The following is a 13469-nucleotide window of genomic DNA, read 5'->3' as shown; positions in this document are numbered from 1 at the left end:
GAGCAGGGGAGCGGGGGAGCGGGGGAGAGGAGGAGATTAAGGAAGATTTAGCTTCCCTATCTTCCCCATCTCTAATCGGAATTGGCTGTCTCTGGTCAATTTTAGAGGAGGCTCATATTACGATTTTGGCTATTCATCCTGACTATCAAGGTCAAGGTTTTGGGCAAGCTTTGCTTTATGCTTTGCTAAAGTCAGCTCATCAGCAAAAACTGGAATGGGCTACTTTGGAGGTGAGATCGTCTAATTTGGTCGCGATATCTCTTTATCAGAAGTTCGGTTTTCAGGAGGCTGGACGTAGACGCGGCTATTATCAAGATAGTGGGGAAGATGCTTTGATCCTTTGGCGAGGTAGTCTTCAGAAACCAGAATTTAAGCAGGATTTAGCTAGGTGGGAGCACGAAATTCGCGATCGCGTATCGCCTGATCTACTTTTGCAAGGAGTCTAATTCTTGAATTTAGATGGAATATTGCCAAGTTGATAAAAATCTGTCAATTTCTTACCTTCACTATCAGTAAGAGCAGCAAAATATTCGCTAACGCTGACATCTTTAATAGAGTCCATAGCCGGAAAACTCAGATACTGAACATCAAATACTTTCTCCGCATCGGTAAATGTTACCTTTCCCCTACCAATAGTATGATTGCCCCACTCACTTTTGGGATATTTGCGACCAATTTCAATTTGCCATTCCCCATTGTTGTAAATGGTCAAAGTTTCACTAGAAATAGGAATCCATTCGCCATTGTCTAGGTAGCCTGTAGAGATTTTTTGAGGTGAGAAGACTTGAGGTTGAGGCATGGCTCCATAAACAATATGAGCAATACGTTGGGTACGATAATCAAAGCCAAAGCTTCTAGCGTATTGTGATTTCCAAACCCACCAGGGAATAACTTGAGAATTTTTTAGTGTAGAATCTATTTGTTCGCGATGTGCTTCATAACAGCAGAGAATTTGCTCATATTCCCCTCGACTAAACTCAGATGGATTTACATAGATTGTCCAGTTGATCCAGTTTTTTCTGGATACATCGTCATAAAAAGTTTTAATTTCTAGTTTGGCGCGATCGCTTGGATTAATCGGCAAACCCATATCTAATAGGTCGGGAGAAATTCTACCTGCTAAAGATCGAGAAACTACTTTGTTATTAAAACAGAGAATAGGGAACCGAACCAAATCGCCAGAAAAAATATTTTTTTGAAATGAGTGCTCTTCCATTATGGTAAGACGATTAGGATTTTGCGGATCTTCGCTTGGACAAATCACTTCAAGAGTCAAAATATCTGGACGTTTTTTCTTGTAGTATTTAGACAAATTATATACACTTATAGGAGATAAATAGGTATATATTACCCAAGCCCCTAACGCAATAACAACACCGATATCCCACAGTATCCTCCCATAGCCGACAATTCTTTTGTACAATTTTTCACCAATTTCTTTCAATATTTCCATGATTTTTTACAGTTTGTTAACGCATAATTGATTTGAGTACTTAATAAATATTAATCGCCAACTTAAGCTATGGGGCAAATCTATTGTTCGTACCTTGAGGGGGCTGGCGATCGCGATCCCCACCATGTGCCAGTTGCGTAAGTCCTTAAATTATTCGCCCGAATACTTCGGCCCTACTTCCTCTTCAACCCGATGACACTAGATAGGGTTGTGCTACAATCCATCAATACGTAGTAGTAGGCTGGGCACAGATCGAGAAGATTAATCTTCTTGCAGTCTAGGGGAGGTTGTAGGTCAGCCACCATCTGGGCCTTCCCAGTTGAAAGCCACCCTGTAACGGTAGCCTAGAAGCTCAACCGTAGCCTCAACGGCAGAGCGGTTGGAAGTGTCACGCCCCATAACTCAGCGTCGAGTTCACTCTCGAATGTGCGTTTTATCGCGCAGGCTGGCGTGACCTCAAAATGGGCATATAGCAGGTGATGGGAGATAGCAATGTTTGAACGCTTCACAGAAAAAGCCATAAAAGTGATCATGCTCGCCCAGGAGGAAGCTCGCCGCCTGGGGCATAATTTTGTGGGTACTGAACAGATTCTCTTGGGCCTAATTGGCGAAGGCACAGGAGTGGCGGCGAAGGTGCTCAAATCGATGGGTGTCAACCTAAAAGACGCTCGGATCGAAGTTGAAAAGATTATTGGTCGGGGTTCTGGCTTCGTAGCGGTGGAAATTCCTTTCACCCCTCGTGCGAAGCGGGTTCTAGAATTATCCCTAGAAGAAGCTCGCCAACTCGGACACAACTACATCGGCACCGAACACCTGCTTCTAGGTCTAATCCGCGAAGGTGAAGGAGTCGCTGCGAGAGTGCTGGAAAATCTGGGAGTAGACCTCTCGAAAGTCCGCACCCAAGTGATCCGAATGCTGGGTGAAACCGCTGAGGTGACAGCCGGTAGTTCAACGGGTCGCACCAAGACACCCACCTTGGACGAATTTGGAGCCAACCTCACTCAAATGGCCGTTGATGGCAAACTCGACCCAGTGGTGGGACGACAGAAAGAAATCGAACGGGTAATCCAGATTTTAGGACGGCGGACTAAAAATAACCCCGTGCTAATTGGGGAACCAGGGGTAGGTAAAACTGCGATCGCAGAAGGTCTAGCCCAACGCATCGCCAATAATGATATCCCAGATATCCTCGAAGACAAGCGCGTAGTCACTCTGGACATCGGCTTGCTGGTAGCAGGTACTAAGTACCGAGGCGAATTTGAAGAACGCCTCAAAAAAATCATGGACGAAATTCGCTCAGCGGGTAACGTCATCTTAGTCATAGACGAAGTACACACCCTGATTGGTGCCGGTGCTGCCGAAGGTGCGATCGATGCTGCTAATATTCTTAAACCAGCTTTAGCTAGAGGAGAGTTGCAGTGCATCGGAGCTACAACCCTCGATGAATACCGCAAACATATCGAGCGCGATGCTGCCTTAGAGCGACGTTTTCAGCCAGTAATGGTAGGCGAACCGACAGTTGAAGAAACAATAGAAATATTGTTCGGCTTGCGGGAACGCTACGAACAGCACCACAAACTCAAAATCTTGGATTCTGCCTTAGAAGCAGCAGCCAAACTTTCAGATCGATATATTAGCGATCGCTACTTACCTGATAAAGCGATCGATCTAGTAGACGAAGCGGGTTCCCGCGTCCGTTTGTTAAGTTCTCAACTGCCCCCCGCCGCCAAAGAACTAGACAAAGAATTGCGTCAAGTTCTTAAGGAAAAAGACGAAGCAGTCCGCTCTCAAGATTTTGACAAAGCTGGGGAACTGCGCGATCGCGAAATGGAAATCAAAGCCGAAATTCGCGCCATCTCCCAGACCAAAAAAACCGAAGGCAAGAGCGATACAGACGTTTCCCCTAACGTCACCGAAGAAGACATTGCCCAAATCGTGGCAAGTTGGACAGGCGTACCCGTCAATAAACTCACCGAATCTGAATCCGAAAAACTGCTGCACATGGAAGATACCCTCCATCAGCGGCTCATCGGTCAAGAAGAAGCAGTCAAAGCCGTCTCTCGCGCCATTCGTCGCGCGCGGGTAGGCTTGAAAAACCCCAACCGCCCGATCGCCAGTTTCATCTTCTCCGGCCCCACCGGCGTTGGTAAAACCGAACTTACCAAAGCTCTCGCCTCCTACTTCTTCGGTTCCGAAGAAGCCATGATTCGACTCGATATGTCCGAATACATGGAACGTCATACTGTTTCCAAATTAATCGGTTCGCCTCCCGGATACGTCGGCTACAACGAAGGCGGTCAATTAACAGAAGCAGTCCGCCGCCGCCCCTACACAGTGGTACTCTTCGATGAAATCGAAAAAGCCCACCCCGATGTCTTCAATATGCTCCTGCAAATATTAGAAGACGGGCGCTTAACAGATGCCAAAGGTCGCACCGTAGACTTCAAGAATACGCTGCTGATTATGACCTCAAACATCGGTTCAACGGTGATTGAGAAAGGCGGTACAGGCATTGGTTTCGAGTTTGCAGATAACCAAGCAGATGCCCAGTACAACCGCATTCGCTCCTTAGTGAACGAAGAACTCAAGCGATACTTCCGCCCAGAATTCCTCAATCGTCTCGATGAGATTATCGTCTTCCGCCAATTGATCATGGACGAAATCAAAGAAATCGCGGTGATTATGCTCAACGAGGTATTTGGTCGCTTGACAGAAAAGGGTATTACCCTCGATGTTACTGAGGCTTTTAAAGAGCGCCTTGTCAAAGAAGGTTATAACCAAAGTTACGGTGCAAGACCTCTACGCCGCGCAATTATGCGTTTGTTAGAGGATGTACTAGCTGAGGAAATCCTTTCTGGTCGAATTAAAGACGGTGATAGTGCCGTTGTTGATGTTGACGATGATGGTCAGGTGAAAGTCCTCCAAGGTAAAAAACGGGAACTTTTACCTCAAGTTGCTGAATAGTAAATCTGCTGTTTCTTCCTGCTTGAAATTGCGGGAAGAAATCAGATAAAAAAACGGTAGAGAATTGTAGTTCTCTACCGTTTTTTTATTGTTATACCATGTATGGTTAAATACTTAGGACTTACGCAGGTCGTCTTGCGATTGCTTCGCTTCCCGCCACGCTTCGCTCGCGGCTTCGGCTTTTCGCAATGACACATAGTAAGTAATTTGGACATGATATTAGTTAACCGTTGTTAACCGTTAACAGTTAACAGTTAACAGTTAACAGTTAACAGTTAACTTTCTATGCGCTTGCATCAGCGCGGCGTTGCTTCATTTTAGCTTTCACTAAACCCAAACCGCCCAAAGCTAAACCGAGCATCGTAGCAGGTTCAGGTACGGGTTCGCCAGGGGTGACAGGAGCTTCTGTAGAAGGCAAAGTTGCAGTCAGCATCATTCCGTCGTTAGTACATTCTTCTAACAAAGTGATAACTGCATTGGCTGGGTTCATAAATTGACCGAGCAAGCTTTGGCTGAAGCTAAATCCCATAGTGTACTTGCCAACACCGCCTAAGCCAGCGAAACTACTAGCCAGAGAAGCAATTTCACTGGCTCCCAGGAAGTTAATATCACCTACTTTAGTTCCGGTTTTAATAGAGTTGAGCTGACCGTAGTTTGTGTCTTGGCTGACACCATTTGCATTAGTTAAGTAGCTCTTAGCTTCAGCTACAGTTGCACCGCCATAACCTATTGCTCCTCCTTTGGTGCCTGTATTTGTATTGGGAGCATTGTTGTTAACATGGCTCTGGTATTCACTGAAGGTAGTGAATCCAGAATTTTGTTGAGTTACGCTCTGTGCCGTGACACCGCTGTAGACACCGGTGGTTGCAGCGCCAGAGTCATTCGTACCGGCAAAGCGGATACCAAACAACGATCCCGCCGCGCTAGCGTCCTTTAAACTCTTGCCTGTGAAGTTGAAGAGTATGTCGCCCCAGCCAATGTTTCCGTCTGCGGCTCCGCTATAAGCTTGCCCAGCCAGAGCAAGATTAGCATTGAAGGCTATGGAAATGATGCCGTCATTTGCCTTCATTGCCATACCGTACATTTCATAATTGCTATTTTTACCAACGCCGACATTGCCATCATTGCCGTCTGCGAAGGAATCCATCGTATAACTCCAGTTGGAGCCGAGCACCTGAGCTTCAGCGGCTTGTCCGGTTATTAAGCTGACGCAGACAGCAGCAGCAGTGACACCGATTAATGTGGAAAGATTGCGAATTTTCATAGCGTTTAACCTCTTGCGTCTTTTCTTGCCCTTATAGCGACAATCATATCTGACCCTTGATGAAGGTTATAGAGGCGATCGCAGTTTTTTTGATAAATATAGAGTGAAGATTGATAGAGGTTTTTATCGAGTATTCTACGTACTAATACTGAAAGGTTAAAGGTAAACTAGATGGAGAAGGTATCGGAGAAGTAAATGATTAAGGAAAAGAGTTTAAAGACAGAAATTGTAGGCAATGTTCCTAGTGCTTGGTGGTCGAGACTGTGGCGATCGCAGAAGGAAAATATTCAGATCGTGGCGATCGCACTATTGTTAGCCCTGTTTATTCGGGCTTTTGTCGCTGAGCCCCGCTACATACCTTCAGATTCAATGGTGCCAACTTTGCAAATAGGCGATCGCCTTGTGGTAGAAAAAGTCTCTTACCATTTTCACCAGCCAGTAACAGGTGACATTATCGTGTTTAGCCCTCCTCAACAGTTGCAAAAGAAGGGTTTTACTAAAGATCAAGCCTTTATCAAGCGAGCGATCGGCTCTCCAGGTCAAACAGTTGCCGTCCACAATGGTAAAGTCTACCTCGACAACAAGCCGCTTCAGGAAGACTATATTGCCGAACCGCCAGAGTATGAGTGGGGGCCAGAGCTCGTACCAGAAAACACTTACTTTGTCATGGGAGACAACCGCAACGATAGCAACGACTCTAGCAAGTGGGGCTTTTTACCTAAAAGAAACATCATCGGCCATGCCGTGTTTCGCTTTTGGCCCCTCGATCGCGGTGGATTTTTGTGATTGGGGAGTAAAGGAGATAGGGAGGATGGGGAAGGTAGGGAGGATGGGGAGGATTTAACTTCCCCATCTCCCCCATCTTCCCCATCTCCCCCATCTCCCCCATCTCCCCCATCTTCCCCACTCCCCCTCTCTCTGTACGCACAGTACTAATCCCTATCTAGTGAGGGATAGGGAGTTTTGGCACTGACTGATAAAATGTAACAAAGACAATGGGAAGCCCCACTGATAGCAGTTTTCACTTTGGTAGGTACTGCTCTAAATTAGCAATTAGCAATTAGCAAGTAGCAATTAGCAATTAGCAATTAGCAATTACCTGTTCTCATACAACTGAAAATCGCTATAAAATAAAATCAGTTAAATATCAAAAAATAGGACGACAATGGGATTTTTTGATTCAGAAATAGTTCAGCAAGAAGCCAAGCAGTTGTTTGAGGATTATCAATCCCTGATCAAACTGGGTAGCAACTACGGCAAATTTGACCGTGAAGGCAAAAAGATGTTCATCTCCCAGATGGAAGCCATGATGGATCGCTACCGTATCTTTATGAAACGGTTTGAGCTTTCAGAGGACTTCATGGCTCAGATGACAGTAGAACAGTTAAAAACACAATTGGGTCAATTTGGGGTAACGCCCCAGCAAATGTTTGAGCAAATGCACTCAACGCTGGAGCGGATGAAGTCAGAACTAGAAAAACAAGTCTAGGGTCGGTCAAAGTCAGAAGCTGGCCGAAAGTTTTCTACTGGTACATTCTGCAAAGCTTGGCTCATAAAATCGCGCCAAACTGGAGCTACCATTGTACCCCCAGTAGCACCGTAGCTCAAAGGTCTGTAATCGTCATTGCCCACCCAAACCGCAACGGCTAACTGCGGTACGTAACCGACAAACCAGATATCGCGCTCCGAAGATGTAGTACCAGTTTTCCCGGCTGCGGGCCGCCCGATCCTGGCTGCTGTTGCCGTTCCTTGGTTAATCACCCCTTGCAGCACATTATTGAGAGAAGCAGCGGCCCAAGGGTCAAGAACTAGCTTAGGTTTGGGTGTGTTGTCCAGCAAAACGTTGCCGCTGCTGTCAGTTACTTGAGCAATAAAAGTAGTGTCCGATTGCCAACCATTATTGGCAAAGGTAGCAAAAGCTCCAGCCATTTCCAAAGGAGTCAAGTCAACAGCACCCAAAGGCAGAGAAATCACAGGTTCCATCGGACTCTTAATACCCAGAATCCGGCAGACTTCAATTACTTTATTCAGTCCGACTGCCTGACCAATCTTGATCGCCGGCACATTTAACGATACCTCTAAAGCTCTACGAATACTGACAGCACCAGAAAATCCGCCGCCACCGTAGTTTTGCGGAGAGTAGTAACCGTCACCATCGCGGTAGCTAACTGGACTATCGTAGACAACAGAATCAGGGCCATATTTGCCAGAGGCAAAAGCAGTATAGTAAACGAAAGGCTTAAAGGCAGAACCAGGTTGTCGCCGAGCTTGAATGGCGCGGTTGTATTGGCTTTTCTTGTAATCTACGCCACCCGCCATTGCCTTAACGAAGTGAGTGCGCGGATCGACAGCCACCAGAGCAATTTGACCTTGATCGTAATCGCGATAAATTCCGTAATTATAAAGACGTTCGTGGGATTCCTTCACAGTAGATTCAGCTAGACGCTGGAGTTTCAAATCGATCGTCGTCTGAACCCGCATCCCCCCCTTGAGCACTGCATCTCGGCCGAACCGCTTAGTCAGCTCATCTACCACCGCTTCGGTGACGTAAGGAACCTGACTCTTGCTAAACGAAGTAATCTTTCCTAACTTAATCGGTTGCTTACGAGCGGCATTTTCTTCTTCTGCCGTAATCCATTTAAGCTCCTTCATCCGATTTAAAACAATGAGTTGCCGCTCTTTCGCCACCTCATATTTAACAAAAGGGCTGTACTCTTCGGGAGCTGAAATCAAACCCGCCATCATCGCCCCTTCTGCCAAGGTTAAGTCCGCAGAGGACTTGCCAAAATAACTTTGAGCAGCAGTTTCTACCCCGTACAAATTGTGACCCCAGTAAACCTGATTCAAATACAGATCTAAAATCTGATCTTTCTTAAGAATTTGCTCTAAGCGGATGGCCATCACCGCCTCAGCTATTTTGCGGCTAAATTCGCGCCGAGGAGACAAAAACAGGTTTTTCACTAGCTGCATCGTCATCGTCGAGCCGCCTTCAACGGTTTTGCCTCGCTCCAAGTTGACCAAAAATGCACGCGCAATACCACCAGGGTTAATACCTTTGTGGGTGAAAAAATTACTGTCTTCAATCGCTAAGACTGCTCGCTTCAAGTGGGGCGAAATTTTGTTGAGAGGTACGACATCTCGGTTAGCCTCATCGTGGATACTAGCTATCGGTTTGCCGGTGATGTCATAAATGTGGCTCGTTTCTGTAGGAGAGTAGCTTTGCAGGATGCGAACGTCTGGGAGGTTGCGGAAGCTGATCGCTAAACCAACCAGTCCGCCAGCCACTACCGAACTGGCAAGCATCGTGATGCCGAGTATGGTTCCTGCTGTTACTTTACTAACTGACTGAACGAACTCAAAGACGGGAGCCGAGTTTTCCCGCTGGTTATTTTGGATAGCGTTGGTTGACACTTCAGTTCACTTCCTCACTCGATTTGAGATTTAAGATTTGAGATTTGGGGAGAGAGGCGCTTGCGCCTTCTGCTGGCAACAGAGCTTTGGGATTATATTAACTTGATAGTCGTGTGTTTTAAGCTAGAACTTAAGCGTTACTCACTAAAAATCAACCTTTGCGATCGCGACCTTGGGTAGGGCCAGTCAGCCGTAAGGATCGTAATCATAGAAAATGGTAGTGAGTGCTTAAGTTCTGTAAGCATTAATCCAGTGAGTCTAACGAATTCCACCCCGCCTTTGCAAAATATGTCTTCTAATCAAACTTCAACTCTAACTTCCGATTTTTCGCGACTGCTGCGGGGCATCAGCGAGATTTTCCCCCATCAGCCTGATTCTGAGAACCCTGATGAGAATTTAATCCAACGACTGGCAACTACAGACCGACCTTTGCGGATTAAATTAGGTATCGATCCTACTGGAGCCGACATTCACTTAGGACACAGCATCCCTGTTCGCAAACTTCGTGCTTTTCAGGATGCGGGTCATACAGCAGTCTTAATCATCGGTGATTTTACCGCAAGAATTGGCGATCCGACAGGGAAATCTGAGGCCCGCCGCCAGCTAACACCGGAGGATGTGGCTCAAAATGCCCAAACTTACATTGACCAAGTGCGTCCGATTTTAGATTTTGATACCCCTGGACGGTTGGAAATTCGCTATAACTCGGAGTGGCTGTCTAAGCTTGACTTGACAAAAATTTTGGAACTATTGGCGACGATGACGGTGGGGCAGATGCTCGCCAAAGAGGGCTTTGACACCCGGTTGGAACAGGGGACTCCGATTTATCTGCATGAGTTCCTTTATCCGTTGATGCAAGGTTATGATTCTGTGGCAGTAGAGGCTGATGTGGAGTTGGGGGGGACTGACCAAAAGTTTAATCTGGCGGTGGGGCGAGATTTGCAGCGCCATTTTCGGATTAGGCCGCAGTTTGGAATGCTAACGCCAATTTTGATCGGGACTGATGGTATTCAGAAGATGTCGAAGTCTCTGAACAATTATGTGGGTTTGTCGGAACATCCGAGTTTGATGTACCAAAAATTGCAACGGGTTCCTGATAATTTATTAGAGCAATATTTTGAGCTATTGACAGATTTGCCATTGAATGAGTTGCCGCCAGCTCCGCGACAAAGACAGCAATTGTTAGCCTTTGATGTTGTGAAACAATATTACGATGAGGAGACTGCTATTCAAGCGCGGCAGACGGCGATGACTATTGGTCAAGGTGATACTACACAAGCTGATGCTGTGCCGGAATTTTCTCTGGGAGAGGTCAAGTTTCCCGCGAAGTTGTTTTATATTCTGAGTGCTAGCGGTTTGTGTGCGAGTAGTAATGAAGCTCGGCGGAAGATTCAAGAAAATGGGGTAAAGTTGGATGGCGATCGCGTTTCTGATGTTAATCTTGCTTTTGAGTCGCCTGCTGATTTACAGGATAAGGTTTTGCAGGTGGGGAAAAATAAATTTGTCCGCTTAGTTCCTTAAAAAGGAAGAAGGAAGAAGGAAGAAGGATTTAGTTATCTAGGAGAGAAGGAAGAATGTTTATACAGTCGGCTTTTTAGCCATCCTTCTCTCAGGACTTACGCACCCAACCAAAGAAACCGGGTTTTTTACGAAAATACTTCGTTTTGACCCATAGATTCTCTCAAAAACCCGGTTTCTGGAACCCAATTAGGTAAGTCCTAACTCTGAAAAATCAAAGAAACCGGGTTTTTTGATGAAAATACTTCGTTTTGACCACAGATTCTCTCAAAAACCCGGTTTCTGGGATGACCTGTGTAAGTCCTAATCCTAAGTTATTGATGAGAATTATTTAAACCTATGAAGATTGATTGAGTCGAATCTATTCTCATAATTCATCTAGGATTGCTATATCAACCGATCATCTTTTTAATCAAATCTACCTTACCCTGATAAGGAGCATAGCGCCATTTCAGATCGAGTAGAAATGATTTTTTCAGCACACTTTTATAATGGGAAAAAGTATCAAAACTCGCCTTACCATGATAGCTTCCAATCCCGCTATCTCCAACTCCCCCAAAAGGTAAAGATGTCACCCCAAATTGCATCACAGTATCATTTATACACACCCCTCCTGACGAAGTTTCATGCAAAATTCGCTGCTGTTTGCCTTTATCTTTTGAGAAAAAATACAAAGCTAAAGGTTTAGGACGAGCATTAATTTTAGCGATCGCTTCCCCTAAATCATCATATTCTAATACTGGCAATATTGGCCCAAAAATCTCCTCTTTCATCACTGGTGAATCCCAGGAAATCCCATCTATTACTGTCGGAGCAATATATCTATCCTCTAGATTTGTCTCGCCGCCAATAATCAATTCTCCGTCTTTCAAAAAAGCTGCCAAACGTCCAAAATGCTTTTGATTGATGATTCGGCAATAGTCAGGGCTTTTTGCCGGATTTTCGCCGTAAAATCCTTGAATTGATGCCTTAATTGCTTTTAGCAATTCCGGCTTAACTTTCCGATCTACTAACAAATAATCAGGAGCAATACAAGTTTGACCAGCATTGATAAATTTACCCCACGCAATCCGTTTTGCCGTATATTCAACTTGAATTTCTGAGTCTACAATGCAAGGGCTTTTCCCTCCTAATTCCAGAGTTACTGGTGTTAGATGTTTTGCGGCTGCTTCCATCACTACTTGACCGATTTTGGTGCCACCAGTAAAGAAGATATGGTCAAATTTTTCTGCTAGTAATTGTTGGCTAATTTCTACTCCGCCTGCAACTGCTGCAATATAAGCAGAATCAAAGTTTTGAGAAATTATTTCTGCTACAAGTTTGGAGGTATGAGCAGCTATTTCAGAGGGTTTGAGAATAGCGCAGTTACCCGCCGCGATCGCGCCTACCAAAGGTGATATCATTAACTGAAAAGGGTAATTCCAAGGCCCGATAATTAGCACAACTCCCTTCGGTTCGGGATAGATGCTGGCAGATGCAGGAAATTGATCGATGGAAGTTGGGACTTTCTTCGGTTTTACCCACGATTTGAGGTGCTTAATGGCATGATTGATTTCTGAGACTGTCGCAATTTCAAAATAAGCCTCATACTCTGGTCGATTAAGGTCAGCATTAACAGCTTCTACAATCCGTGATTGATTGAAAGAGATTGCTTCTTTGAGACGCTTAAGCTGTTCAATCCGAAAGGTTAAGTCTTTGGTCTTGCCAGTTGTAAAAAACTGCCGTTGCCGATCGATGAGGTCACTGATTGCTACTATTGGATGGTTCATATTTTTGATTTTATATCTATAAATAAATGTTACACCAGTTTCTTAAAATAGCGCTACAAGCAGGCACTTGCCTTCACAATAAGGACAGATAATAAATCGAGTTTACATTGCCGATAAAGCCAAAGCAACTGCTCCCCAAAGGGGTGCATCATCCCCTAAAGCAGCGGGGAAAACATCAAAATGAACTTCTGGCAAAGCAGTCTCTCTGGCAACTCGGCGCAACACTTGCCAAAATCTTTCACCTGCTTTCGTGACACCGCCTCCTAACACAAAACGCTGAGGATTAATCAAATTAGCTGCATTGCCGATCGCAACTCCCAAGGCGCAAGCTGCGCGATCGAGTGTTTCTATTGCTAATTCATCTCCCTGTGCTGCTGCTTGACTCACCAATTGAGCCGTAACTGCTTCTTCGCTATCATTTGCCAGACTCCGCAGAATCTTACCTTGAGAGGGGCGATCGCGCAATTGTGCGATCGCGTCCAAAGCAATGTAGGGCCCTGATGCCAATCTTTCTAAACATCCCCGCTTGCCACACAAACACAAGGGGCCGCTAGGATCTACCACCGTATGACCGATTTCCCCCGCCATGCCTTCTGTCCCCCGCCAAAGCTGGCCGTTGAGTATCCAACCCCCGCCGACTCCCGTACTAACGGTGATGTAAAACAAATTTTCGCAACCCACCCCTGCACCAAAACGGTGTTCTCCCAAAGCTGCAACGTTAGCATCATTATCTACACTGACGGCTACGCCATACTCATCTGCTAATATCTGCCGCAAAGGAACGTTTTCCCAACCGGCGACATGATGCGACAGGCGAACAATGCCTGTTGAGGCATCTACAGGGCCACCAAAGCTAACTCCGATCGCGGCCGGTTTTTCCCCTGGCAGCAAGTCTCTAATTAGATCGCGTACTAGCCTTAAATCAGTCGTAGCATCGGTTTTGAGGGGGGACATCACCCGCCGGTGCTTTAGCCACTGTCTCTCACCTACGGCAACAATAGCGGCCGCTAGTTTTGTCCCGCCGAAGTCAAGAGCAAGAATGGGTGAGGAGGATTGAGGATACTGTAAAAGTTGAGACATATAGCTAGGG

At 45.7% G+C, this 13469-nt stretch carries 10 protein-coding genes; 5 read left to right on the top strand and 5 right to left on the bottom strand.

The annotated features are described in order from the left end of the window. On the top strand, positions 1–446 hold a 446-nt coding region (rimI, locus tag PN499_RS09100), incomplete at its 5' end, for a ribosomal protein S18-alanine N-acetyltransferase (RefSeq protein ID WP_272031479.1). On the opposite strand, the gene PN499_RS09095 is transcribed toward rimI, so the two are convergent. After that, positions 443–1453 carry a hypothetical protein gene (locus PN499_RS09095; RefSeq protein WP_272031478.1) on the bottom strand — a complete coding sequence of 337 codons (1011 nt, stop codon included), beginning with the start codon at positions 1451–1453 and terminating at the stop codon, positions 443–445. The genes rimI and PN499_RS09095 overlap by 4 nt on opposite strands. A 492-nt stretch (positions 1454–1945) precedes the next feature. Here PN499_RS09095 and PN499_RS09090 point away from each other — a divergent pair, with 492 nt between their 5' ends. Beyond that, positions 1946–4417 (top strand): ATP-dependent Clp protease ATP-binding subunit, encoded by a 2472-nt coding sequence (locus PN499_RS09090; protein ID WP_007353377.1) that lies wholly within the window; start codon positions 1946–1948, stop codon positions 4415–4417. A 283-nt stretch (positions 4418–4700) separates the two neighbouring features. Here PN499_RS09090 and PN499_RS09085 read toward each other — a convergent pair whose 3' ends face one another. After that, positions 4701–5681 carry an XDD3 family exosortase-dependent surface protein gene (locus PN499_RS09085; RefSeq protein WP_272031476.1) on the bottom strand — a complete coding sequence of 327 codons (981 nt, stop codon included), beginning with the start codon at positions 5679–5681 and terminating at the stop codon, positions 4701–4703. 195 nt (positions 5682–5876) lie between these two features. On the opposite strand from PN499_RS09085, the gene lepB reads away from it, so the two are divergent. Continuing rightward, positions 5877–6467: a signal peptidase I gene (lepB, locus tag PN499_RS09080; protein ID WP_272031475.1), complete on the top strand. Its 591-nt coding sequence runs from the start codon at positions 5877–5879 to the stop codon at positions 6465–6467. Positions 6468–6846: 379 nt separating this feature from the next. Next, positions 6847–7170, top strand: coding sequence for a DUF1825 family protein (locus PN499_RS09075; RefSeq protein WP_007358030.1), 324 nt, complete (start codon positions 6847–6849; stop codon positions 7168–7170). Here the strand turns inward: PN499_RS09075 and PN499_RS09070 are convergent. Continuing rightward, positions 7167–9092 carry a transglycosylase domain-containing protein gene (locus PN499_RS09070; RefSeq protein WP_272031473.1) on the bottom strand — a complete coding sequence of 642 codons (1926 nt, stop codon included), beginning with the start codon at positions 9090–9092 and terminating at the stop codon, positions 7167–7169. The two genes, PN499_RS09075 and PN499_RS09070, sit on opposite strands and share 4 nt — an antisense overlap. Before the next feature lie 288 nt (positions 9093–9380). Between PN499_RS09070 and tyrS the strand changes: the two genes are divergently transcribed. After that, positions 9381–10613: a tyrosine--tRNA ligase gene (gene tyrS / locus PN499_RS09065; protein ID WP_272031472.1), complete on the top strand. Its 1233-nt coding sequence runs from the start codon at positions 9381–9383 to the stop codon at positions 10611–10613. A 389-nt stretch (positions 10614–11002) separates the two neighbouring features. Here tyrS and PN499_RS09060 read toward each other — a convergent pair whose 3' ends face one another. Continuing rightward, complete coding sequence (locus PN499_RS09060; protein WP_272031471.1) at positions 11003–12379, bottom strand: aldehyde dehydrogenase; 1377 nt, start codon at positions 12377–12379, stop codon at positions 11003–11005. A 102-nt stretch (positions 12380–12481) separates the two neighbouring features. Then, on the bottom strand, positions 12482–13469 hold a 988-nt coding region (locus PN499_RS09055), incomplete at its 5' end, for an ROK family protein (RefSeq protein ID WP_334311670.1).

The sequence above is a fragment of the Kamptonema animale CS-326 genome, assembly GCF_028330895.1.
Taxonomy (GTDB): Bacteria; Cyanobacteriota; Cyanobacteriia; order Cyanobacteriales; family Microcoleaceae; genus Kamptonema; species Kamptonema formosum.
Note: the sequence above shows the minus strand (reverse complement) of the source record. Positions and strands in the feature narration are given on the sequence as shown.